General features: G+C 67.7%; 23 protein-coding genes. 8 read left to right on the forward strand and 15 right to left on the reverse strand.

Features of this window, described 5'->3' with window-relative positions; translation table 11 throughout:
• Positions 1-43: 43 nt before the first annotated feature.
• The 3 genes from CRT60_RS28825 to CRT60_RS28835 all read right to left on the reverse strand — a co-directional run bounded on the left by CRT60_RS28825 (position 44) and on the right by CRT60_RS28835 (position 2,337).
• Complete coding sequence (locus tag CRT60_RS28825) at positions 44-847, reverse strand: response regulator (RefSeq protein ID WP_098739890.1); 804 nt, start codon at positions 845-847, stop codon at positions 44-46.
• A gap of 199 nt (positions 848-1,046) precedes the next feature.
• A complete protein-coding gene (locus CRT60_RS28830) occupies positions 1,047-1,625 on the reverse strand; it encodes a thermonuclease family protein (protein ID WP_098739891.1) in 579 nt (192 codons plus the stop codon).
• Positions 1,603-2,337, reverse strand: coding sequence for an SOS response-associated peptidase (locus CRT60_RS28835; RefSeq protein ID WP_098739892.1), 735 nt, complete (start codon positions 2,335-2,337; stop codon positions 1,603-1,605). The genes CRT60_RS28830 and CRT60_RS28835 overlap by 23 nt, the downstream gene beginning before the upstream one ends.
• A gap of 201 nt (positions 2,338-2,538) precedes the next feature.
• Here CRT60_RS28835 and CRT60_RS28840 point away from each other — a divergent pair, with 201 nt between their 5' ends.
• Positions 2,539-4,884, forward strand: coding sequence for a xanthine dehydrogenase family protein molybdopterin-binding subunit (locus CRT60_RS28840; RefSeq protein ID WP_098739893.1), 2,346 nt, complete (start codon positions 2,539-2,541; stop codon positions 4,882-4,884).
• A 204-nt stretch (positions 4,885-5,088) separates the two neighbouring features.
• Positions 5,089-5,787, forward strand: a complete 699-nt coding sequence (locus CRT60_RS28845) for an EAL domain-containing protein (protein WP_244592825.1) — start codon at positions 5,089-5,091, stop codon at positions 5,785-5,787.
• 3 nt (positions 5,788-5,790) lie between these two features.
• On the opposite strand, the gene CRT60_RS28850 is transcribed toward CRT60_RS28845, so the two are convergent.
• Complete coding sequence (locus tag CRT60_RS28850) at positions 5,791-6,282, reverse strand: GNAT family N-acetyltransferase (RefSeq protein WP_244592826.1); 492 nt, start codon at positions 6,280-6,282, stop codon at positions 5,791-5,793.
• Between the two features lie 159 nt (positions 6,283-6,441).
• Between CRT60_RS28850 and cysQ the strand changes: the two genes are divergently transcribed.
• The 4 genes from cysQ to rnhA are packed head-to-tail and all read left to right on the forward strand — an operon-like array spanning position 6,442 to position 9,526.
• Entirely contained in the window at positions 6,442-7,218 is a 777-nt protein-coding gene (gene cysQ / locus CRT60_RS28855; RefSeq protein ID WP_098739896.1) for a 3'(2'),5'-bisphosphate nucleotidase CysQ, read from the forward strand.
• Positions 7,215-8,048 (forward strand): ferritin-like domain-containing protein, encoded by an 834-nt coding sequence (locus CRT60_RS28860; protein WP_098739897.1) that lies wholly within the window; start codon positions 7,215-7,217, stop codon positions 8,046-8,048. The genes cysQ and CRT60_RS28860 overlap by 4 nt, the downstream gene beginning before the upstream one ends.
• Before the next feature lie 13 nt (positions 8,049-8,061).
• A complete protein-coding gene (locus CRT60_RS28865) occupies positions 8,062-9,045 on the forward strand; it encodes a homoserine kinase (RefSeq protein WP_098739898.1) in 984 nt (327 codons plus the stop codon).
• A gap of 4 nt (positions 9,046-9,049) precedes the next feature.
• Positions 9,050-9,526: a ribonuclease HI gene (gene rnhA, locus CRT60_RS28870; RefSeq protein WP_098739899.1), complete on the forward strand. Its 477-nt coding sequence runs from the start codon at positions 9,050-9,052 to the stop codon at positions 9,524-9,526.
• A gap of 49 nt (positions 9,527-9,575) precedes the next feature.
• Here the strand turns inward: rnhA and CRT60_RS28875 are convergent, their stop codons facing one another.
• From CRT60_RS28875 to CRT60_RS28885, 3 genes are all read right to left on the reverse strand, one after another.
• Complete coding sequence (locus tag CRT60_RS28875) at positions 9,576-10,058, reverse strand: peroxiredoxin (RefSeq protein WP_098739900.1); 483 nt, start codon at positions 10,056-10,058, stop codon at positions 9,576-9,578.
• Positions 10,059-10,230: 172 nt separating this feature from the next.
• A complete protein-coding gene (locus tag CRT60_RS28880) occupies positions 10,231-10,584 on the reverse strand; it encodes a zinc ribbon domain-containing protein YjdM (protein WP_098741082.1) in 354 nt (117 codons plus the stop codon).
• A gap of 89 nt (positions 10,585-10,673) precedes the next feature.
• Entirely contained in the window at positions 10,674-12,761 is a 2,088-nt protein-coding gene (locus CRT60_RS28885; RefSeq protein WP_098739901.1) for a protein-disulfide reductase DsbD family protein, read from the reverse strand.
• A gap of 194 nt (positions 12,762-12,955) precedes the next feature.
• Between CRT60_RS28885 and CRT60_RS28890 the strand changes: the two genes are divergently transcribed.
• Positions 12,956-13,546 carry a YqgE/AlgH family protein gene (locus tag CRT60_RS28890; RefSeq protein WP_098739902.1) on the forward strand — a complete coding sequence of 197 codons (591 nt, stop codon included), beginning with the start codon at positions 12,956-12,958 and terminating at the stop codon, positions 13,544-13,546.
• A gap of 210 nt (positions 13,547-13,756) precedes the next feature.
• On the opposite strand, the gene moaE is transcribed toward CRT60_RS28890, so the two are convergent.
• From moaE to CRT60_RS28930, 8 genes are all read right to left on the reverse strand, one after another.
• Positions 13,757-14,209 carry a molybdopterin synthase catalytic subunit MoaE gene (gene moaE, locus CRT60_RS28895; protein ID WP_098739903.1) on the reverse strand — a complete coding sequence of 151 codons (453 nt, stop codon included), beginning with the start codon at positions 14,207-14,209 and terminating at the stop codon, positions 13,757-13,759.
• A gap of 4 nt (positions 14,210-14,213) precedes the next feature.
• Complete coding sequence (gene moaD / locus CRT60_RS28900; protein WP_098739904.1) at positions 14,214-14,465, reverse strand: molybdopterin converting factor subunit 1; 252 nt, start codon at positions 14,463-14,465, stop codon at positions 14,214-14,216.
• 10 nt (positions 14,466-14,475) lie between these two features.
• Complete coding sequence (locus CRT60_RS28905) at positions 14,476-15,741, reverse strand: molybdopterin molybdotransferase MoeA (RefSeq protein ID WP_098739905.1); 1,266 nt, start codon at positions 15,739-15,741, stop codon at positions 14,476-14,478.
• Positions 15,742-15,811: 70 nt separating this feature from the next.
• Positions 15,812-16,483: an HAD hydrolase-like protein gene (locus CRT60_RS28910; protein ID WP_098739906.1), complete on the reverse strand. Its 672-nt coding sequence runs from the start codon at positions 16,481-16,483 to the stop codon at positions 15,812-15,814.
• 30 nt (positions 16,484-16,513) lie between these two features.
• Positions 16,514-17,014: a molybdopterin-guanine dinucleotide biosynthesis protein B gene (mobB, locus tag CRT60_RS28915; protein WP_098739907.1), complete on the reverse strand. Its 501-nt coding sequence runs from the start codon at positions 17,012-17,014 to the stop codon at positions 16,514-16,516.
• A gap of 11 nt (positions 17,015-17,025) precedes the next feature.
• A complete protein-coding gene (gene pgsA, locus CRT60_RS28920; RefSeq protein ID WP_098739908.1) occupies positions 17,026-17,628 on the reverse strand; it encodes a CDP-diacylglycerol--glycerol-3-phosphate 3-phosphatidyltransferase in 603 nt (200 codons plus the stop codon).
• A gap of 78 nt (positions 17,629-17,706) precedes the next feature.
• Positions 17,707-19,725 carry an excinuclease ABC subunit UvrC gene (gene uvrC, locus CRT60_RS28925; RefSeq protein ID WP_098739909.1) on the reverse strand — a complete coding sequence of 673 codons (2,019 nt, stop codon included), beginning with the start codon at positions 19,723-19,725 and terminating at the stop codon, positions 17,707-17,709.
• 405 nt (positions 19,726-20,130) lie between these two features.
• On the reverse strand, positions 20,131-20,901 hold the full coding sequence (locus CRT60_RS28930) for an SDR family oxidoreductase (protein ID WP_098739910.1): 771 nt from the start codon (positions 20,899-20,901) through the stop codon (positions 20,131-20,133).
• Between the two features lie 97 nt (positions 20,902-20,998).
• Here CRT60_RS28930 and CRT60_RS28935 point away from each other — a divergent pair, with 97 nt between their 5' ends.
• On the forward strand, positions 20,999-21,814 hold the full coding sequence (locus CRT60_RS28935; protein ID WP_098739911.1) for a hypothetical protein: 816 nt from the start codon (positions 20,999-21,001) through the stop codon (positions 21,812-21,814).
• Positions 21,815-21,839: the final 25 nt, after the last annotated feature.

A 21,839-nucleotide genomic window follows, 5' to 3' on the forward strand; every position in this document is an offset into this window, starting at 1 on the left:
GTCCCTTTTTCAATGCGGTCCCTTTTTCATCGCGTGACGGGCATCAGGCCAGCGCCACCGGCTGCGGCATGAAGATGGCGCGGGAGATGGCAGCCTGGATGCCGGCGTTGGTGAAAGGCTTGCGCACGATCTGCCCCAGATGGCGTGCGTCGCGGGCCAGGATGTCATCGTCGAACGCAGTGACGAAGATGGTGCGCAGGTCGCGCACGCGTTTCAGCCGCCGGGCGATCTCGATCCCGCTGCCGCCATCGGCCAGCCGGACGTCCAGCAGGGCCAATGTCGGCTTTTCGGCATCCAGCAGGGCCAGCGCCTCCGGCTCGTTGCCGGCGGTGCCACAGACGACATGGCCCATTTCCGCGACCAGCGCCCCCAGCTCCATCGCCAGCAGGGCATTGTCCTCGACCACCATGACCCGCTGCACCATGGTGCTGCGCACCCGCGCGCGGGCGGCCTTCAGCCGCGGGATCGCCTCCCCCGTCCTCAATTGCAGGACCTTTGCCGCCTGCGGCAGGGACAGACCCTCCAGTGCGGTCAGCAGATACAGGCGACGGTCGGCCTCCGGCAGTTCAGCCAAAGCGCGCTCGATGGGATGGGGAGAGGGCAACGGGCGGCCGGGCGGCCCGAACTCCTCCGGGGAGCGGTCGAACAGCAGGTTCAGCAGGGCGTACATCGACAGGCGGGCGCCGCCGCCGCCGCGGTCCAGCCCGAAACGGGTGGGCGCCATCACCGCAGCCTCGACACAGCGGGTCACCAGCGCGTCGCCACGGTCGGTTGCGCCGGTCAATGCGCGCGCATAGCGGCGCAGCACCGGAACCACCTCGAAAAGTTCGCATTCGTAAACGAGCATACCCGTGACTCCGCTCCCCAGTGGGAGTTGCCGCTCTGGAATCGCGCCGGCCCTGTCCAATCGGGCCACAGAACCTGCTTGATGTTCGTCCGTCGTCTTTCCCGGATCCTACCACGACAGGCGGAGGGGTCGACTGGGAAATGGGGGTGTGGGCGGTCATCGCCCGGTCCCATGGCTTCCGGTCACTTGGCGCACAGCTTCACTTGGCGTTCTGGCGAATCTGCCTGCTGCGCCACTGCCAGGGCTTTTCCACCTGCCCGGCCCACAGCCCCAGCCGCTTGCTCTGGGCATAGGCCTCGCCCTTCTGATAGGCGGGCGACAGGCTGGCATATTGAAAGGCCCAGCCGCGCGCCACCATCGCAGCACCCAGATCGACGCCGCGCACGCGGCATTCACCCTTCTTCTCGCCGGTGCGGTCCTGTTCGGTAACGGTGCAGGTCACCTCCTCGCCCTTCACCATGTTGGCGAGCACCGCGGTGGCGACCTTGAAGCAGTCCAGTTCGTGGCCGTAGCGGTTCTTGCACTTCTGCCCCGGATCCGGCGCATCGATGCCCATCAGCCGCACCGCCGTCCCGTTGACGGTCAGCAGGTCGCCCTCCACCGCCATGGCGGAGCCCTTGATCGTCTGGTCCGGCGTGTTGGCGATGGGGCCGCGGCTCTTGGCCGACTGGTTGGTCTGCGCCGCGGCGGAGCCGGCCAGAAAAAGCGCCGCAACGACCGTTGCAACCCTGATGGCCGCGGCCAACGGCGTCGCCTCAGAACAGGCTCGGCTGGTCATCGCCCCGCTTGTCCTTCGCTTTCGCCGGCACGGTCTCCTGCGGCGGGTCGAGGCAGGAGCAGTCGTCGTTGCGGACGTTGTTGACCTTCGGCCCCACCGGCACGACGTCCAGCCACTCCTCCGGGGCGGAGCGGATCAGCCCCTCCAGCACCGGCAGCGGGGTGGCCGGGTCCAGCCAGGCGTCCCAATCGGCGGGATCAAGCACCACCGGCATGCGGTCATGCAGGAAGGACAGCGTGGCATTGGTGGCCGTCGTCACCACCGTCGCGGTCTCCAGCGGCAGATCGAGCGGAGCGGCGCCCTTCGGTCCGCGCCAGCGCTCCCACAAGCCGGCGAGCGCGAACAGGCCGCGGTCGCGGCGGCGGATGACGTGGCCCTGCTTGCGCGGCTTCGCCCCCTCCCCCACGCTGGTCCATTCATAGAATCCGTCCAGCGGGACCAGGCAGCGACGCTTGCGGAAGGCATCACGGAAGGCCGGCTTGTCGGCCACCGATTCGCCGCGCGCGTTGATCATGCGGCCGCCGATGGCGGCATCGTCGGCCCAGGGCGGCACCAGCCCCCAGCGGACCATCGCCAGATGGCGGCCGTCCTCCTCCCGCCGGATGACGGGGATGTCCTGGGTCGGGGCGATATTCCACCGCTGCATCAGGTTCGGCCGCTCCGGCACGCCGAACACACGCTCGATCTCGTCGATCGGGGTGGTGAGAAGCATTCGTCCACACATGCCCTGGAATATGGCCCCGGAAGGTCCCGTGCGCCAGCCGCATTCCCCCAACCTCGCTACGTGTCACCGACAATCATTGCAGCGGACAACCGTCACCCATGCCGGCGGCCGGGGTTTCCCTGGCGCTCAAGCCGGCCTATCTTCGCGGGGCACACCAATCGCATCGCACCGGAAGGCGGGAGTTCACCCATGAAGTTCGGCATCGGACAGGCGGTTCCGCGCACCGAAGACGCCCGGTTGCTGACCGGCGGCGGCCGCTATACCGACGACGTGTCTCTTCCCGGACAGGCCTATGCGGCCTTCGTCCGCTCGCCCCATGCCTTCGCCGCCATCGGCGCGGTCGATGCGTCGGAAGCGCTGGCGCAGCCCGGCGTGCTGGCGGTCTACACCGTCGCCGATCTCGATGCCGAGAAGATCGGCATGATCCCCTGCCAGGCGGCGCTGAAGCAGCGCGACGGGTCGGACTATGTCCAGACGCCGCGCCCGGCGCTGGCCCGCGGCTTCGCCCGCCATGTCGGCGATCCGGTCGCCATGGTCGTCGCGGAAACGCTGGAGGCCGCGCGCGAGGCCGCCGAGCTGGTGATGGTCGATTACGAGGACCGCCAGCCCGTCACCGGCACGCTGGAGGCACTGGAGCCCGGCCGCCCCCTGGTGTGGGACGAGGCGCCGAACAACCTCTGTTTCGACTGGGACACCGGCGACGAAGCGGCTGTGGAGGCCGCACTGGCCGGCGCTCACCGCGTGATCGAGCTGGAACTGGTCAACAACCGCGTCGTCGCCAATCCGATGGAGGGCCGCGCCTGTGTCGCCGGTGTCGAATCCGGGGCGGACGGTGCGCCCGGCCGGCTGCTGATCTATGTCACCAGCCAGGGTGTGCATGGCCTGCAGAAGCAGTTCGCCAAAATCCTGAACGAACCGGAACAGCGCATCCGCGTGCTGACCACCGATGTCGGCGGCGGGTTCGGCATGAAGCTGTTCAACTACCCCGAATATGTCGCCTGCCTGTTCGCCGCCCGCCGTCTGAACCGCGCGGTGAAGTGGGCGGCCGACCGGATCGAGGGCTTCATCAGCGACGACCATGGCCGCGATCATGTCAGCAAGGCGCGCCTCGCGGTCGATGCCGACGGGCATTTCCTCGGCCTGCGGGTCGATACCGTCGCCAACCTCGGCGCGTACCTGTCGAACTATGGCCCCTTCATTCCGACCGATGCCGGTTCGGCGATGCTGGTCGGCTCCTACAAGACGCCTGCCGTCTATGTCCGGGTGAAGGGCGTCTTCACCAACACCCAGCCGGTGGACGCCTATCGCGGCGCCGGGCGGCCGGAAGCGGCCTATCTGCTGGAGCGGCTGATCGACCATGCCGGCCGCGTCACCGGCCTCGGTCCGGCGGAAATCCGGCGGCGCAACTTCATTCCGGCCAGCGCCATGCCCTATGCCACGCCGATGGGGCAGGTCTACGACACCGGCGAATTCATCCAAAATCTGGAAGACGGGCTGATCCTCGCCGACATGGCAGGCCTGCCCGCCCGCAAGGCGGAGGCGAAGGCCCGCGGCAAGCTGCGCGGCGCCGGCCTGTCCACCTACATCGAGGCCTGCTCGGGCGGCGGGCCGGAACAGGCGACCGTCCAGGTCAACGGTGACGGCAAGGTGGTGCTGATGATCGGCACCCAGACCAACGGCCAGGGCCACGAAACCGCCTACAAGCAGATCCTCGCCGACCGGCTCGGCGTCCTGCCGGAGGATGTGGAGGTGGTGCAGGGCGACACCGACCGCGTCAGCTGGGGGTCCGGCACCGGCGGCTCCCGCTCGGTCCCGGTCGGCGGCTCGGCGCTGGCGGAGGGGGCGGCCAAGGTGGTGAAGGCTGCCACCCCCATCGCCGCCGACCTGCTGGAAACCGCGGAGGTCGATGTCGAGTTCGCCGACGGCCGCTTCACCATCGTCGGCACCGACCGCTCGGTCTCCCTGAAGGAGGTGGCGGCCAAGGCTGCCGAGAGCGGTGGCAATGGACACAGCGGCATCGCCTTTTCCGAGATGGCGCGCTGGACCCCGCCGGCCAGCACCTTCCCCAACGGCTGCCACATCGCGGAGGTGGAGGTCGATCCCGCCACCGGCATCGTCGAGGTTCTGCGCTACAGCGTCGTCGATGATTTCGGCACGGTCATCAACCCGATGCTGGTGATCGGCCAGATCCATGGCGGCGTCGCCCAGGGGCTGGGCCAGGCGTTGCAGGAGCGCGTGGTGTTCGATCCCGACAGCGGCCAGCTGCTGTCCGGCTCCTTCATGGACTACCAGATGCCGCGCGCGGTCGACATGCCGCCGATCGAGGTGAAGCTGAACAGCGTGCCCAGCACCACCAACATGCTGGGAATGAAAGGCGCCGGCGAGGCCGGGGCCATCGGCGCGCCGCCGGCCATCATCAACGCGGTGGTCGATGCGCTGTCCGACCTCGGCATCACCCACATCGACATGCCGGCGACGCCGGAAACGGTGTGGGCGGCGATCCGCCGCGCCGAAACCCGGATGGCCGCGGAGTAGGCCGTTTAACGAGCCTTGCCGGAACGGTAAGGGAAAGTCCTAGTCGGAAGGTGCGGCACTTGCCACACCTCCGTCAGATGAAATCCATGGCATTGTTCCTTACCTAAAGGTGGCAATCTATTGACTGACAGGGGTAAGGCGATGGCGTTTGGCGACGGCGGGTGTGGCGGACAATGTGCTGACCGTCTCGATCTGGACTTCACGATGGCGTTCCAGCCCATCGTCGACGTTGCCAATGGCGGTGTCTGGGCGCATGAGGCGCTGGTGCGCGGCCTTGAGGGTCAGGGTGCCGGCTGGGTCCTGGGACAGGTGACCGATGCCACCCGCTACGCCTTCGACCAGTCCTGCCGCATCAAGGCCATCGAACTGGCATCGAGCCTGCCGATGAACGGCGCCCGCCTGTCGATCAATTTCCTGCCGAACGCCGTCTACAAGGCGGAGACCTGCATCCGGGCGACGCTCGCCGCCGCCCGCCGCACCGGCTTCCCCACCGACCGCATCATCTTCGAGGTGACGGAAAACGAACGGGTGGTCGACCACGACCACCTGAAAAGCATCTTCACCGAATACAGGCGCCAGGGCTTCCTGACCGCCATCGACGATTTCGGCTCCGGCTATTCCGGCCTGAACCTGCTGGCCGAGTTCCAGCCCGACATCATCAAGCTGGACATGGAGTTGACCCGCAACATCGACACCGAGCGGGCGCGGCGCAGCATCGTCAAGGCCATCCTGTCGGTGTGCGAGGATCTCGCCATCACGCCCATCGCCGAGGGCATCGAGACCGCCGACGAAGCCAAGGCGTTGCGCGATCTGGGCGTCACCCTGATGCAGGGCTACCTGTTCGCCAAGCCGGCCTTCCAGGCCGTGGTGACCGAGCCGGACATGGCGATGCTGGCCGCCTGAGCTTCACTCCTGCACCAGAACCGGCGCCGTCATGTAGCTCATCCCCCCGCCATAGCTGGCCAGCTTGGCCTCCAGCGCCGGTCCGCCCTCCGCATAGGGCATGAAGCCGACCCGGTCCCAATAGCTCCGCGCGCCCGGCGTGGAGGTCAGCGCCAGCCATCGCCAGCCCTCCCGCCCCGCCAGCCCGTGCGCATAGTCCAGCACCGCCGCCCCCAGCCCGGTGCCGCGCGATTCCGGCAGCAGCGCAATGTCGTGAAGATACAGGCAATCCGCATCGGCCGGCAGGCTGCCGAGCGGCGTGTCGAGGGGCGGCGGCACACCGAGCCTGCCGGGATGCATGACGCCGTAGCCGATGGCCTCTCCGTCGCGCTCGGCCACACGGCAGCCGGCGGGGTAGAGCGCCAGCCGTTCCTCGAACACGCCGCGCTCCTCCGGATAGGCCGGATGCACGATGTCCGCGATGGCGAGAATCCGATCCAGATCGGCCGCGGTCATAGCACGCCATAGGGCCGATGCGCCGCGGCGTTCTCCCCGCTCACCGTCCGATTGTAACCCGGCCGTCATCCGCCTTCTCCGTTCCACACCCGTTCAAGAGCTTCCGGCCCGCCATCGGGCACGGTATGCTGACTCTTCATACCATAGGGAGTTCACCCCATGCCCGATGCCGCTGTGGCGCGCCTGCTGCCGACGGTCCGCACCATCGCTCACGAGGCCGGTCAGGTCATCCTGCGCTTCTACAACGACGGCATCGACGTCGCCACCAAGGTCGACGGCAGCCCTGTCACGCAGGCCGACCATGCGGCGGAGGCGGTGATCGTTCCGGCGCTGCACCACCTGCTGCCCGGCGTCCCGGTTGTCGCGGAAGAGGCGATGGCCGCCGGCCACAAGCCCGACATCTCCGGCGGCCGGTTCTGGCTGGTCGATCCGCTCGACGGCACCAAGGAGTTCATCTCCCGCAACGGCGAGTTCACCGTGAACATCGCCCTGATCGAGAATGGCGCCCCGGTGCTGGGCGTCGTCTATGCACCCGCCACCGGCGACCTCTATGCCGCGGCCGGCCCCGGCACCGCCGTCCATTGCGCGGAAGGCCGCCACGACCATGCGATCTCCGTCCGTAACCCGCCGGCCGACGGGCTGACCGTCGTCGCCAGCCGGTCCCACGGCAGCGGGTCGGTGCTGGACGAGTTCCTCGGCAAATACACGGTGAAGGACCGGGTGTCCTGCGGCAGCTCGCTGAAGTTCTGCACCGTGGCGAGCGGCAAGGCCGACCTCTACCCGCGCTTCGGACCGACCAGCGAATGGGACACCGCCGCCGGCCACGCCGTGCTGATCGGCGCCGGCGGCCGGGTGGAACAGCCGGATGGCTCGCCGCTGGTCTATGGCAAGGACGACATCCTGAATCCGAACTTCGTCGCCTACGGCTGGAAATGACCGCTTCCGTATCGTGCCTGGGTGAAGCGGCGACCGGGGTTCTGACCACCGCGGCGCCGCTGGAGAAAGTGCGCCTGACCCGCCTTCACGCCGCCGCATGGCGCGACAATCTGCTGTCGCCCGACGTGCCGGCGCCGCCGCCCGACCGCCCTGCCCGTCCCGACCGGCCGGAGCTGAAGCTCCCCCGCGACATGCCCAAGCGCGGGCGCGGCGGCAGTGCCCAGAACCGCATCGCCCTGCTGCATGCGCTGGCCCACATCGAACTGAACGCCATCGATCTCGCCTGGGACATCGTCGCCCGATTCGCGCCTCTCGGCCTGCCGAAGGGCTTCACCGACGACTGGATCCAGGTGGCCGACGACGAGGCGCGGCATTTCCAGATGCTGGAAACCCGGCTGAACGCGCTCGGGGCCTCCTACGGCGACCTGCCGGCCCATGACGGGTTGTGGCAGGCGGCGACCGAGACCGCCCACGACCTCGCCGCCCGGTTGGCGGTGGTGCCGATGGTGCTGGAGGCGCGGGGACTCGACGTGACGCCGGAGACCGTGCGCCGCCTGCGCGATTTCGGCGACATGGAGAGCGCCGACCTGCTCCAGACCATCCATGACGAGGAGATCGGCCACGTCGCTGCCGGCCGACGCTGGTTCGTCCATCTCTGCGCCGACCGCGGGGCGGAGCCGGTCGCCCTGTGGCAGGAACTGGTCGGCCGCCATTTCCGTGGCGGGCTGAAGCGCCCGTTCAACACCGCCAGCCGCCAATTGGCCGGCTTCGGTCCGGAATATTACGAGCCGATCACTCCCGAAATTGACCGCAAGCCGGAAACCCGGTAAGGCGCTGCACATCATGGCCGTATACACCGAAGTCACCGACGAGGATCTCAGCACCTTCGCTGCCCAGTACGATCTGGGCGCGGTGCTGTCGTGCAAGGGCATCGCGGAGGGGGTGGAGAATTCCAACTTCCTGCTGGTGACCGAGAGCGGACCCTACATCCTGACGCTCTATGAAAAGCGCACGCGGAAGGAGGATTTGCCCTTCTTCCTCGGCCTGATGGAGCATCTGGCGGACAAGGGCATCGCCTGCCCGCTGCCGGTGGCGGCGCGCGACGGCGTGGCTCTGCGCGAGCTGTGCGGCCGCCCGGCGGTGATCGTCACCTTCCTGGCCGGCATGTGGCCGCGCCGGATCACGCCGCAGCATTGCGCCCAGCTGGGCGAGGCGCTGGCGCGGCTGCATCTGGCGGTCGGCGATTTCCGCATGGAGCGGCCGAACGCGCTGGCCCTGCCCGGCTGGAAGGATCTGTTCGCCAAGTCGGCCGAGCGGGCCGACGAGGTCGCCCCCGGCCTTCGCGCAACTTTGGAAGCGGAACTGGCGGCGCTGGAGGCGAACTGGCCGGTCGGCCTGCCTTCGGGCGTCATCCACGCCGACCTGTTCCCGGACAACGTCTTCTTCCGCGGCGACAGCCTGTCCGGCCTGATCGACTTCTATTTCGCCTGCAACGACTTCCTCGTCTATGACGTGGCGATCTGCATCAACGCTTGGTGCTTCGAGATCGACGGCTCGTTCAATGCCACCAAGGCCCGGCTGCTGCTGTCCAACTACCGCAAGGTCCGGCCGCTGTCCCGCGGGGAGCTGGACGCCCTGCCCTGGCTCTGCCGCGGCAGCGCCGTACGCTTCCTGCTGACCCGTCTTTATGACTGGCTGAACCACCCGCCGGGCGCCTTCGTGCGGCCGAAGGACCCGCTCGAATATCTGCGCAAGCTGCGCTTCCACCAGTCGGTCCGCGGTCTGGGCGACTATTTCCTCGACGACTCGGACGCAGGCAGGACCTGACGGCATGACGGACAACATCAACTCGCCCGAAGCCGGCGGTAAGACCGTCGACATTTTCACCGACGGCGCCTGCAGTGGCAATCCCGGCCCCGGCGGCTGGGGCGCCATCCTGCGCTATGGCGAGGTGGAGAAGGAGCTTTACGGCGGGGAGCCGGCGACCACCAACAACCGCATGGAACTGATGGCCGCCATCATGGCGCTGGAGGCCCTCAAGAAGCCGGTAACGGTGCGCCTCTTCACCGACAGCGAATATGTGAAGAACGGCATCACCAAGTGGATCCATGGCTGGAAGGCCAAGGGCTGGATGACCGCCGACAGGAAGCCGGTGAAGAACGTCGATCTGTGGCAGCGCCTGGAAGAGGCGAAGCGGCAGCACGAGATCGAGTTCCACTGGGTGCGCGGACACGCCGGCCATCCCGAAAACGAGCGCGCCGACGAACTGGCGCGCCGGGGCGTGGCCGACGTGCGGGCACGAAGCTGACCCAAGCGCCCTCTCCCCGAAAATTCCCGGAGAGAGGGCGCTTGCGCGATCAGACCGCCTCAAGCACCGCTTCGGCCGACGACACTTCGAACTTGCCGGGGGCCTCGACGGCGACATGGGTGACCTTGCCGTCCTCGGCCACCAGGGCGAAGCGCTGGCCGCGGGTGCCCAGGCCATAGCCGGAGCCGTCCATGGTCAGGCCGAGAGCGGTGGTGAAGGTGGCGTTGCCGTCCGGCAGCATCTTGACCTTGTCGCCGACGCTGCCCTTTTCACCCCAGGCGCGCATCACGAACGGATCGTTGACGGCGAGGCAGATGATGCTGTCCACGCCCTTGGCCTTCAGCGCGTCGGCCTGCTGGACGAAGCCCGGCAGGTGCTTGGCGGAGCAGGTCGGGGTAAAGGCGCCGGGAACGGAGAACAGGACGACCTTCTTGCCCTTGAACAGCTCGTCCGTGGTGACTTCCTGCATGCCGTTGTCGGTCAGCCACTTCAGCGTGACGGACGGGATGGTATCGCCAACCTGGATGCTCATCGTCTCTAACCCTTCCGGTTTTTCGGCTTGGCCCGATTTTGGGTTCGGCCCGTTTTCGGGTCCGGCCGGCCTCCCGTTTGCGGAGCCCGACCCTGCATCCCTTCTATCCCCCGCGGCGAATGGCCGCAAGGCGTGGTTGGCTCCCCAATCCAGTTAGGACCGACAGCCAGGGTCACGCCTTCTTCACGAACTCCGACTTCAGATTCATCGCGCCGATGCCGTCGATCTTGCAGGCGATGTTGTGGCCGTCGGCCCCGTCCACCAGACGGATGTTCTTCACCTTGGTCCCGCCCTTGACCACAAGCGACGATCCCTTGACCTTCAGGTCCTTGATGACGGTGACGCTGTCGCCGTCAACCAACGCATTGCCGTTGGCATCGCGCACGCCCTGCCCGGCTTCGGCATCTACGGCCGCGGCGGCCGTGTCGGGGTTCCACTCATGCCCGCAGTCGGGGCAGTTCCACAGGCTGCCGTCATTGTAGGCGTTTTCGGAGCTGCACTGCGGGCAGTTGATCTGATCGTCCATCATCGTCCTCTTAGCGCGGGAGGCTCTCCCGGAGCCGCCCTGTTACCGCAGAATAGCCGCAACAGCCATAGGCCTTTTCCGGACCCTGCTCAGACCCCCTTGCCTGCTGGCTTACCCGCCGCCTTGCTCAATGCCTCCAGCACCGCGCCCTCGCTCAGCAATTCGGGCAATGCTAGGCCGTCCGGTGCGCCGGGGCCGTAGACGATGTTGAAGGGAATGCCGTAGCGGCCATGGTCGGACAGGAACTTCGCGATCGCCGCGTCCGGGCGGGTCCAGTCGGCGCGCATCGCCACGACGGTCGGATCGTCCATCCGCTGGGCGACTTCGCCGCGATTCAGCACCAGCTTCTTGTTGGCTTGGCAGGTGATGCACCAGTCGGCGGTCACGTCGACGAACACCGTGCGTCCGGCAGCGACATGCTCGCGGATGGTCGCTTCGGCAAAGGGCACCCAGCGCGCCTTGGACTCGGCAAGCACCGGCGCCGCCCCGGCCGACGGACCGACCGCGGCCGGCATGGCGAAGGCAGCGACCGCCAGCACGCCCGCCAACGCCGGCCCGGCGGTCCGCGCGGTACCCCGCGCGCTCCGCCCGACCCACAGCGCCAGCACCAGCGCCGCCATCATCAGCCCGACCGTGGCCGCGGCCACCTCGCCGATCTGCGCGGTCAGCACCGACAGCAGCCAGAGCGCCGTCAGCATCATCGCGAAGCCCAGCACAATCTTCAGCGTCGCCATCCAGCGCCCCGGACGCGGCAGCCAGCCCGCCACCCGCGGCCATGCCGCAACCGCCAGATAGGGCAGAGCCAAGCCGACCCCCAGCGTCGCGAAGATCGCGTAGATTTCCACCGGCCCCTTCGACAGGGCAAATCCCACCGCCGTGCCCAGGAAGGGTGCCGAACAGGGGGTCGCCAGCAGGGTCGCGAACATGCCGGTGGCGAACGGCCCGGCCAGCCCGTCGCCGCCCAGCCGGTCGGCCAGGGCGCGCGGCAGCGGCACCTCGAACAGGCCCCACAAATTGGCTGAGAACAACGTGACCAGCACGACCATGAAGACGAGGAACAGCGGCTGCTGGAACTGGATGCCCCAGCCGACCGCCCCGCCCGCCGCCTTGACGCCGACCAGCACCGAGGCCATCAGCAGGAACGAGGTCAGGATACCGGCGGCACTCGCCAGGAAGCCGGCACGCACCGCGGCAGGCGCCTGCCCGCCATGCTTGACCACCGACATCAGCTTCAGCGACAGCACCGGCAGCACGCAGGGCATCAGGTTCAGGATCAGGCCGCCCAGCAGGGCCACCCCCAGCATCCCCAGCAGCCCGACACCGCCGGGCACCGATGCGGCAGCACCGGCCGACGCGGTTGTCGGTGCTTCGACCGCCTTGTCGCCATCGACCAGGGTCAGCGTCATCGCGCGCCCGGCCAGATCGAGGCCCTGCTGCGGATCTGTCACCGTCAGGGTCAGGCGGACATGGCGGTCATTGTCGGAAAACACTGTCTTCGGCGCGGAGAAGGTCAGCGGCGGATCCGTCTCCACGAACAGATCGGGGGACACGAAGCCATCGGCGGCGGTCGCCTCGACTTCCAGGGCGGCTCCCTTGCCCTGCACGGAGTCGACGCGCAGCAAACCGTTCGGCCCCTTCGGCACCAGCGCCTGTGCGCGCGCCACCTCGTTGGCGGCGTCGCTGGGCTCGGCCGGCCCGGCCGGAAGGGCAAGCGCGAGCTCCAGCGTCTGCGGCACGCAAATTTCCGAGCAGACCAGCAGTTCGGCGGTCAGCGCCAGATCGACCGGCTTGCCGGGCGTCGCCGGCTTGCCCCGGATCGGGAAAAGAACCGCCGTGTCATAGCCCGCCGTTTCGAATCCCAGAACCGAGAAGCGGTGCGGCGCTGGATAGGACAGCGTCGCCTCCGTCAGATTGCCGGAGCGGCTCCAGTCCAGGCGCGGCGCGAATCCGGCATCGCCGGGGGAGCGCCAATAGGTCTTCCACCCCGACTCCAGCCGCAGTTCCAATCCCAAGGGCAGCGCCGCCAGATCGCCGGTGCCGCGCACCGCCGACACCAACCGCGCCTCCACCGGTCCCGCCTTGGTCCAGGCCCCGACCGCATCCTGCGCAAAAACGGGGGCGCCGCCACCGGCCAGCGCGGCCAGACAAAGCAGAAGGGCGAAGGCATGTCTTTTCATCGCGCGCACTGTTCTCTTCCCTGGAAGGGGCGCATCCGCGGCCCCGACACCCTATATGATAGCCCATATAATGGTGACAAAGCTCGGCCGGTGCTGTCACACTCCGGTGAAAGCGTCGCCAGAGCGCCAACCACAACCGCACGTGGGTACGGACGCGGTTTCCCGCACCGGACCGACGACAAGGATAATCGCCCATGCCGCGCCTGACCAAGTCTCCGGACTCCAAGACCACGGAATCGCTGACCGGCCAGCTGCTGATCGCCATGCCCGGAATGGAGGACCCGCGTTTCCAGCGTACGGTCATCTATGTCTGCGCCCATAATGAAGACGGCGCAATGGGGCTGGTGGTCAACCGGCTGTTCGGGTCGATCACGTTCGAGGATCTGCTGGAACAGTTGGACATGGACATCTCGCAGCCGGTTAACAACCTGCCGGTGCATTATGGCGGCCCCGTCGAGTCGGGCCGCGGCTTCGTCCTGCATTCGACCGACTATGTCCGCGACGGCACCCTGGTGGTGAACGACGACGTGGCCCTGACCGCCACCATCGACATCCTGCGCGCCATCTCCGAAGACCGCGGCCCGCGCCGCAACCTGCTGCTGCTCGGCTATGCCGGCTGGGGTCCGGGGCAGCTCGATGCCGAATTCCAGGCCAATGGCTGGCTGAACGTGCCGTGCGACGAGAAGCTGCTGTTCGATACCGACCTGGATGCCAAGTGGGAACGTGCCATCGGCAAGCTGGGCGTCAGCGTCTCCATGCTGTCGGGCGAAGCCGGGCACGCCTGAGGCGTCGATACTTGAGACGATCATAATACGGCGAACAAGAACGACACGGATGTCACGGATTACACGGTTTTTTGATCTCGGCTGCCCCCGCTTTTCGGAGAGGCGATCACAAGCAAATCGATATCCGTGAAATCCGTGTTTAAATCCGTGACATCCGTGTAAATGTTGCCGGCAACGCCATAGCCTCCCGCACAAGAAGGCAATCTGGTTCTACTCCACCCACCGCGCCGCCGCAGCGTTGTCGCTGTCCTTGGCCTCGACCCAGCGCTCACCCTCCGGCGTCGCTTCCAGCTTCCAGAAGGGCGCCTTGGTCTTCAGCCAATCCATCAGGAAACGGCAGGACTCGAAGGCGGCGTCCCGGTGGGCCGACGCGGTGGCGACCATCACGATGCGGTCGCCCGGCTCCAGCCGGCCATGGCGGTGGATCACCAGCACGTCGTCCAGCGGCCAGCGGCGGCGCGCCTCCTCCTCGATAGCCTCCAGCTGCTTCTCGGTCATGCCGGGGTAATGCTCCAGCGTCATGGCGCTGACGGCGGCACCGCCGGCGATGTCGCGCACCAGCCCGACGAACATCGCCACCCCGCCGACGCTGGTGCGGTCGGCGGTGAAGGCGGCATATTCGGCACCGACGTCGAAATCCCCGGCCTGGACGCGGATCGCCATGCCGTCAGCCCCCCGTCACCGGCGGGAACAGCGCCACCTCGTCGGTCGACGAGATCGGGTGATCGTAGGGCACATGCTCCTGGTTCACCGCCACTTTGACCACCTTGCTGTTCGCCAGGGCTTCGGCATGGCGGGGGCTGCGGCTCTTCAGCCATTCGACCAGCGCACCGGCTGTGGTGACCTCCGCCGGCAGTTCCACCGTCTCGGTCGGCACGCCGATCTTGCTGCGCAACCAGGCGAAATAGAGAATCTTCATCACACGCCCTCTACAGGAATTCTTTAAAAGGCAGGAAATCGACGGTCATGCCGGGCTCGACCCGCGCCAGATCCTCGGGCAACTCGATCAAGCCCTCGGACTCCACCAGAGACGACAGCACGCCGGCCCCGTCGCGCGGGTATTTGGTCGCCTCCAGCGCGCCATCGGCGCCCGACACCAGCGACCCGCGCAGGAACTCGCGACGGCCCGGCTTCTTCTTGTGGGCGAAGCCCGCGCGCACCGGGATCGGCCTCGGCGTCTCGCCGGATGCCCCCATCAGCGTCAGCAGGATCGGCCGGGCGATGCGCAAGAAGGTCACCACCACTGCGACCGGATTGCCGGGCAAGCCGACGAACACGGCGTCGCGCACCCGGCCCAGCGCCACCGGCCGTCCCGGCTTGATCGCCAGCCGCCAGAAATCGAGCCGCCCATTCGCCTCCACCGCCGGCTTGACGTGATCCTCCTCGCCGGTGGACATGCCGCCGGAGGTGATGAGCGCGTCATGGCCGGACGCAGCCTCGGCCAGAGCGTCGCGGATGGCCTCGAACCGGTCGGGCAGAATGCCGAGGTCGGTGACGGAGCAGCCCAGCCGGGTCAGCAACGCGATCAAGGCAAAGCGGTTGGCGTCATAGACGGCGCCGGGCTCCAGCGCCTGCCCCGGCTGCCGCAGCTCGTCGCCGGTGGAGAACACCGCCACCCGCAGGCGGCAGCGCACGTCCAGCATCGCATGGCCGAGCGAGGCGGCGAGCGCTATGTCCTCCGGCCGCAGGCGGCGCCCGGCCGAAAGCACGACCGAGCCCTCGCGCACATCCTCTCCCGCCAGCCGGCGGTTCACGCCACGGCGAATGCCGGGCGGCAAGACGACCGTGGCATCGCGTCCGGTCCCGGCGCTGCGGCAATCCTCCTGCATGAAGACGGTGTCCATGCCGGCGGGCATCGGCGCGCCGGTGAAGATCCGCACCGCCTCCCCCCGCGCCGCCGGCCGGCCGAGCCACTGCCCGGCGGCAACCCGCGCCGTCACCGGCAGCGTGGTGGGGGCGTCGGGGTCAAGGTCGTCGAAGAACACGGCATAGCCGTCCACAGCGGCGTTGTCGTGCGGCGGCACATTGAAGGGCGCCACCAGATCGGCGGCCAGAACCCGCCCCAGCGCATCGGACAGCGGCACGGCTTCGGTCGCCGTCACCGGCCCGACCCGTCCGGCCAGCAGAGCCAGCGCCGGCTCCAGCGCCATCATCGGTCCGCCGAAGGCGAAGCAGTCATTATCGAGTTGCACCATGGCCGCCACTCTAGTCCGTTGCGGCGTCGGGTGCGAAGAGGGAAAAGGCGCGCTTTCCGGGACGTGGCATTCAGCCGCCGAACAGGCCCGGAATCTCATCCACCCGGGTCAGCAGCCGATCCGGACGCAGCAACGCCAGCGCATCGCCGCGCGTATAGCCCCAGGAGACCGCGGCACAGGCCATGCCCACCGTCCGAGCCGCCTCGATGTCGCGCACCTCATCGCCGATCCCGATGGCCTGGGACGCCGGAACGCCGGTCGTGCGCAGCATCCTGCGAAACTTCGCCGCCTTGCCGAACAGCGAGGCGCCGCAGCCGTAATGAGCCACCTGCCCCGCCGCCTCCGGCCCCAGGATGCGGCGGATGTTCCCGACGGAATTGGAACTGACGACGGCGACCGCCACCCCACGGCCAGTGAGCGCCCGCAGCATGTCCGGCACGCCGTCGAACAGCCGGATGCCGTCGATGTCGCGCGCCATCAGTCGGCGCATGTGGTTGGCGATGAAGGGAAGCTTCCAACTCGGCACCCGCAGGTGCCGCATGATCTGCCGCGCGTCATAGCCGCGGAGCAGTTCGACCTCGTCGGCCTGCACACGGTTGAAGCCATAGCGGTCGGCGACACCGTTCAGAACGCCGACGAACCAGGGAAAGGAGTCGGCCAGCGTCCCGTCGAAATCGAAGATGGCGAGTCGAAGGCCATCGCGGTCGGGTGCCCGCTGGGTGGAGGAGGAAGCGCCATCCATACTACCGTCCGACCACGTGAAGGCTGAGCCTCACCCCAACCCGCAGCGCGCAACGATGAAGGCAGCGACCGCATCCGCGTCGTTCAGGTCCAGCACCGGAACCGGGCATTCCGGCACAGCGCTGTCGCTTGCCACCGCGACGATGGTGGGGTCGTCCGGTGCGATCAGCGCCTTGTCCACATCGGCCCGCCAGACCTCGATCTTCTCGTGCCGGTCGCGCTTGAAGCCCTCGATCAGCAGCAGATCGACCGGCGCGATCTTGCCGATCAGCTGGTCCAGCGTCAGTTCCGGTTCGGCGTCGCGCAGTTCGTGCATCAGCGCCCAGCGGCGCGGGGAACTGACCAGAACCTCCGTGGCGCCAGCCATGCGGTGGTTGTGGCTGTCCTTGCCGGGATGGTCGATGTCGAAGCCCTTGTGCGCATGCTTGACCGTCGAGACCCGCAAGCCGCGCGCCGTCAGCGCTGGAATCAGGCGCACCATCAGCGAGGTCTTGCCGCTGCCGCTCCAGCCGGTCAGCCCGAAAATCTTCATGTCGGAAACTTTCAACCGGCGCTACGGGCCGAACGGGCGGCACCGGGCTTCGCCGGCTGCTCCGCCATCATGTGGGTCAAGCCGGCGCGCATGTAGTCCCACCCGGTGTAGAAGGTCAGCGCCGCCGCGATCCACAGGCCGACCGTACCGATGAAGGTCACCGGCAGTTCGACCGGACCATAATCGCCGACGATCAGGAAGCCCAGCGCGATCATCTGGATCGTCGTCTTCCATTTTGCCAGCCAGGTCACCGGCACGCCGACATTCAGGCCGGCCAGATACTCGCGCAGGCCAGACACCAGAACCTCGCGCAGCAGGATCACAACCGCCGGCAGGATCGACAGGCCGGTCAGCCGGTGGAATCCCACCAGCATGATCAGCGTCGCCGCCACCAGCAGCTTGTCGGCGATGGGGTCCAGGAACTTGCCGATCACGCTTTCCTGCGCCCAGGCGCGCGCCAGATAGCCGTCGAACCAGTCGGTGATGCAGGCGGCCGCATAGAGCGAGCAGGCGGTGTAGGCGGCCCACGCCTCCGGCACATAGAACAGCCCGACCACCACCGGGATCACCGCGATGCGCGACAGGGTCAGCAGGTTGGGCAGGCTGGTCAGCATGACGGAGAACTCGAACCGCTGGAGGATGTCGCCGCACGGCGCCCGTGAGAGAGCCGGCTGAATTCGTGTGCCTGCATTCTAACCATCGGGATGGAAGTGATCGTATATCTTTTTCGCAACGGTCCGATTGATCCCTTCCACCGCCTCCAGATCGGCGAGCCCGGCGCGCGCCACGGCGGCGCCGCTGCCGAAATGGTGCAGCAGGGCCTTCTTGCGGGCAGGACCGATGCCGGCGATCTCGTCGATGGGCGATTTGCCGATGGCCTTGGTCCGCTTGGCCCGGTGGGTACCGATGGCGAAGCGGTGCGCCTCGTCGCGCAGCCGCTGCAGGAAATACAGCACCGGATCGCGCATCTCCATCTGGAAAGGCGGACGGTTCTCCATGAAGAAATGCTCGCGCCCCGCGTCGCGGTCGGGCCCCTTGGCGATGCCGACCAGCGTCACATCGTCGATGCCAAGCTCCGCGAACACCTCAAGCGCGACGTTCAGCTGCCCGAGGCCGCCGTCGATCAGCACCAGATCGGGCCAGCTTCCCAGGCTGCGTTCCGGATCCTCCTTCACCGCCCGGCCGAATCGGCGGGTCAGAACCTCGCGCATCATGGCGAAGTCGTCGCCGGCCGCACCCTCCGTGCGGATGTTGAACTTGCGGTAGGCGTTCTTGATGAAGCCCTCCGGGCCGGCGACGATCATCCCGCCGATGGCGTGCGCGCCCTGGATGTGGGAGTTGTCGTAGACCTCCACCCGCTCCGGCGCCGAATCCATCCCGAAGGCGGCGGCCACCCCCTCCAGCAGCCGCGCCTGGCTGGAGCTTTCGGCCAGCCGGCGCCCATGCGCCTCGCGCGCGTTGGTCAGCGCATGCTCTACGATCCGGCGCTTCTCGCCGCGCTTGGGCTCCGCCAACTCCACCTTATGCCCGGCGCGGACCGCCAGCGCCTCGTTCAGCAGCTCCAGCTCCGGTAGGGCATGGCTGACCAGAACCAGCGGCGGCGCCGCCTTGTTCTCGTAGAACTGGGCGATGAAGGCGGCCAGCACCTCCTCGGTCTCTGCCGCCTTGTCGTGGCTGGGAAAATAGGCGCGGTTGCCATAGTTGCGCCCGCCGCGGAAGAAGAAGACCTGGATGCAGGTCACCCCGCCCTCGGCATAGGCGGCGATGACGTCGGCATCCTCCACCACCCCCTCGACATTGATGTCCTGGTGGGCCTGGATCGCCGTCAGGGCGCGGATGCGGTCGCGGTAGCGCGCCGCCGTCTCGAAATCCATCGCGTCCGAGGCGGCCATCATCCGGTCCGCGAACTCCGTCTGGATGTCGCGGCTCTTGCCCGCCAGGAAGGCGCGCGCCTGATCGACCTGCGCCTGATACTCCGCCGGGCTGACCCGGCCGACGCAGGGCGCCGTGCAGCGCTTGATCTGGAATTGCAGGCAGGGCCGGGTGCGGGCAGCGAACACCGTGTCGGCGCAGTTGCGCAGCAGGAAGGCGCGTTGCAGAGCCGTGATGGTGCGGTTCACCGCCCCGGCCGAGGCGAAGGGGCCGAAATAGTCGGCATCGCGCCCACGGGCGCCGCGGTGCTTGGTCAGCTGCGGATAGTCATGGTCCTTGGTGATCATGATGTGCGGAAACGTCTTGTCGTCCCGCAACAACACGTTGTAGCGCGGCATCAGCTTCTTGATCAGGTTCGATTCGAGAAGCAGCGCCTCCACCTCGGTGTGGGTGTTGACGAACTCCATCGTCTCGGTCTCCGCGACCATGCGCTGGAGCCTGACCGGCAGCTTTCCCACCTGGGTGTAGTTGGTCACCCGGCGTTTCAGGTTGCGCGCCTTGCCGACATACAGGACCGCCCCGTCGCCCGCCAGCATGCGATAGACGCCCGGCGTCTGCGGCAGGGTCTTCAGATGCTCCCGAATGATCTCGACACCCCGGTTGATGTCGGCCGGACGCCGCTTCGGCCGCGCGGCGGCACCTTCCCCCACCGGCACTGCATCGGTCGGGGCGGCCAGATCGGTCAAACCGTCTTCGGCCAGTCGATGTTCAGCGAAACCATCTGCGGCATCGTCGGCCGAGGGGGAATCCAGGGGGTCTGAGGAATGCGTTTCGGACATGACCAGAATGTCGTCGAGCGGCCGCCGCGGGTCAACTGTTGGGCACATGCAGGTCGCATGTGGATCGACTCACCCCTCCGGAAGAATATCCACGAAACCTGTGGATAAGTTTGTCGATAACGGAGGGAGTAGCCCGCCCGGAGCTAGGCGCCGCAAGGGATCGCATGCCTCTGCCTATTTTTTGAGCATTTTTGCTAAGCTATTGATTTCACTAGGGCAGGGTCAAGTCAAGGGCGGGAATTGACGCGCTGACACAAAATCGTCCCTGCGGCGCAGGCGCCTCTTGCGCGGGGTGGGGCACCTGTGTAAAACGCGCGGTCCTTTTCCTCGCCCCCGCTTCCATCACGTCCGTCGTCCGGCGCCGGACGGGCGCCTTTTGCCATGTTTACACGCTGTAACACACCGTCATTCAACGGGCACGAAGCCATGCGCCGGCTGCGCCCATCCCAGATGCTCGCCACCGTCCAGCGCGATCATCTGTCCTGTCATCGCCGGGGCGGCGATCAGGAAGCGGATGGCGGCGCAGACCTCCTCCGGCTTGGTGCCGCGCCGCAGCGGAGTCGAGTCCCACTGCGCGGCGAATTCCTCCACCGTCTGGCGGTCGTTGCGCAGGGTCGGGCCGGGACCGATGCCGTTGACGCGGATCCGCGGGGCCAGCGCCAAGGCCATCGTCCGGGTCAGCGCCCACAGCCCCATCTTCGACAGGGTGTAGGAGACGAAATGCGGCGTGGGGTTCCAGACGCGCTGGTCGATGATGTTGACGATCAGCCCGCTCTCGCCTTCGGGCAACCGAGACGCGAAGTCCTGCGACAGCACGAAGGGAGCCCGCAGGTTGGCCTCCATATGCGCATCCCACGATTCGCGGGTCACGTCGGCAACCTCGTCGCGTTCGAACCGGGATGCGTTGTTGACCAGCAGCGTCAGCGGACCGAGCCGCTCCGTCACCGCCGGCACCAGGGTCTTCACCTCCGCCTCGCAATCCAGATCGGCGGCGAAGGCGATGGCGCGTCCGCCCGCCCGCTCGATCTCCGCGACGACGGCATCGGCCTCCGAGCGGGAGCTTCGGTAATGGACGGCGACGTCCCACCCCTGCCCCGCCAGATCGAGCGCGATGGCCCGCCCGATGCGCTTGCCGGCCCCGGTGACGAGGGCCGCTTTCCTCTTGATCTCGACCATGGCGCCATAGGTACCTTGCCACCCTCGTGGGTCAAGGGGTGAGACGGCCAAAAAGCGAGGCGCCAGGAAGAGACCGACGGGAGGGAATTGGCCGGCGATGTTGCGCGAAGCCTTCGAATATCTGACCACCCCCTGCCCGCCGCTGGCCCGCAGGTTCGGCTATCTGTCGGAGATGGTGGCGCTGGGCGCCCGCCACCGGCGGCAAGGACGGGCGTGGGCGCCGCACGTCGCCGCCTGCCACCGCTTCGTCGAACAGGCGATGGAATGGGCGACTCCGGGCGGACGGGCGCTCATTGCCGGGTCCGGGCTGCTGATCGAAATCCCGCTGGAAAGGCTGACGGCCCGCTTCGACGAGGTGGTGCTGGTCGACATGCTGCACAGCCGCGCCGTCCGCCGCAGGGCCGCCGCCCTTCCCAACGTCCGGCTGGTCGAGATGGACGTCAGCGGTGCCCTGGCCCCGCTTGCCGCGTCGCTCGACAGCCGCGGCCCGCTGCCGACCGGCTTCGTCGCGCCGATGCTGGAGGGAGCCCCCTTCCGCTTCGCGCTCTCCTGCAACCTGCTGTCCCAGTTGCCCCTGCTGCCGCTGGAGGCAGTAGAGCGCCGCGCCCCGAAGATCCCGGCGGCGGACCGGATGGCCTTCGCGCTGCGCATGGTCCACGGCCACCTGCGCTGGCTGACCGCCATCGCCGAACACGCGGCTCTGTTCACCGACATCGACGCCTCCTGGATCCATGGCGGCACCGTATCCGAGGTGGAGGATTCGACCTGGGGCCTCGCCCTTCCCGCCCCCGACATGTCCTGGCTGTGGGACATCGCCCCGGCACCGGAGCAGGACCGTCGGCACGATCTGCGCCACAGCGTCGGCGGCTGGTTCGACTTGCGGTCGGTGACAAGTGCCTTTCCGCCCTGTTGAGGAACACGAAACCTCGACACAGCAG

Source organism: Azospirillum palustre, from assembly GCF_002573965.1.
Taxonomy (GTDB): Bacteria; Pseudomonadota; Alphaproteobacteria; order Azospirillales; family Azospirillaceae; genus Azospirillum; species Azospirillum palustre.

Bases quoted from the DNA above. Each gene is read 5' to 3' on its own strand.
- CRT60_RS28845 (WP_244592825.1), top strand. From the start codon at position 5,089: ATGGCGTTCCAGCCCATCGTCGACGTTGCCAATGGCGGTGTCTGGGCG.
- rnhA (WP_098739899.1), top strand. From the start codon at position 9,050: ATGACGGACAACATCAACTCGCCCGAAGCCGGCGGTAAGACCGTCGAC.
- CRT60_RS28910 (WP_098739906.1), bottom strand. From the start codon at position 16,483: ATGGATGGCGCTTCCTCCTCCACCCAGCGGGCACCCGACCGCGATGGC.
- CRT60_RS28825 (WP_098739890.1), bottom strand. From the start codon at position 847: ATGCTCGTTTACGAATGCGAACTTTTCGAGGTGGTTCCGGTGCTGCGC.
- moaD (WP_098739904.1), bottom strand. From the start codon at position 14,465: ATGAAGATTCTCTATTTCGCCTGGTTGCGCAGCAAGATCGGCGTGCCG.
- moaE (WP_098739903.1), bottom strand. From the start codon at position 14,209: ATGGCGATCCGCGTCCAGGCCGGGGATTTCGACGTCGGTGCCGAATAT.
- CRT60_RS28850 (WP_244592826.1), bottom strand. From the start codon at position 6,282: ATGACCGCGGCCGATCTGGATCGGATTCTCGCCATCGCGGACATCGTG.
- uvrC (WP_098739909.1), bottom strand. From the start codon at position 19,725: ATGTCCGAAACGCATTCCTCAGACCCCCTGGATTCCCCCTCGGCCGAC.
- mobB (WP_098739907.1), bottom strand. From the start codon at position 17,014: ATGAAGATTTTCGGGCTGACCGGCTGGAGCGGCAGCGGCAAGACCTCG.
- CRT60_RS28865 (WP_098739898.1), top strand. From the start codon at position 8,062: ATGGCCGTATACACCGAAGTCACCGACGAGGATCTCAGCACCTTCGCT.
- CRT60_RS28830 (WP_098739891.1), bottom strand. From the start codon at position 1,625: ATGACCAGCCGAGCCTGTTCTGAGGCGACGCCGTTGGCCGCGGCCATC.
- CRT60_RS28935 (WP_098739911.1), top strand. From the start codon at position 20,999: ATGTTGCGCGAAGCCTTCGAATATCTGACCACCCCCTGCCCGCCGCTG.
- pgsA (WP_098739908.1), bottom strand. From the start codon at position 17,628: ATGCTGACCAGCCTGCCCAACCTGCTGACCCTGTCGCGCATCGCGGTG.
- CRT60_RS28890 (WP_098739902.1), top strand. From the start codon at position 12,956: ATGCCGCGCCTGACCAAGTCTCCGGACTCCAAGACCACGGAATCGCTG.
- CRT60_RS28885 (WP_098739901.1), bottom strand. From the start codon at position 12,761: ATGAAAAGACATGCCTTCGCCCTTCTGCTTTGTCTGGCCGCGCTGGCC.
- CRT60_RS28875 (WP_098739900.1), bottom strand. From the start codon at position 10,058: ATGAGCATCCAGGTTGGCGATACCATCCCGTCCGTCACGCTGAAGTGG.
- CRT60_RS28860 (WP_098739897.1), top strand. From the start codon at position 7,215: ATGACCGCTTCCGTATCGTGCCTGGGTGAAGCGGCGACCGGGGTTCTG.
- CRT60_RS28930 (WP_098739910.1), bottom strand. From the start codon at position 20,901: ATGGTCGAGATCAAGAGGAAAGCGGCCCTCGTCACCGGGGCCGGCAAG.
- CRT60_RS28880 (WP_098741082.1), bottom strand. From the start codon at position 10,584: ATGGACGATCAGATCAACTGCCCGCAGTGCAGCTCCGAAAACGCCTAC.
- cysQ (WP_098739896.1), top strand. From the start codon at position 6,442: ATGCCCGATGCCGCTGTGGCGCGCCTGCTGCCGACGGTCCGCACCATC.
- CRT60_RS28835 (WP_098739892.1), bottom strand. From the start codon at position 2,337: ATGCTTCTCACCACCCCGATCGACGAGATCGAGCGTGTGTTCGGCGTG.
- CRT60_RS28905 (WP_098739905.1), bottom strand. From the start codon at position 15,741: ATGGTGCAACTCGATAATGACTGCTTCGCCTTCGGCGGACCGATGATG.
- CRT60_RS28840 (WP_098739893.1), top strand. From the start codon at position 2,539: ATGAAGTTCGGCATCGGACAGGCGGTTCCGCGCACCGAAGACGCCCGG.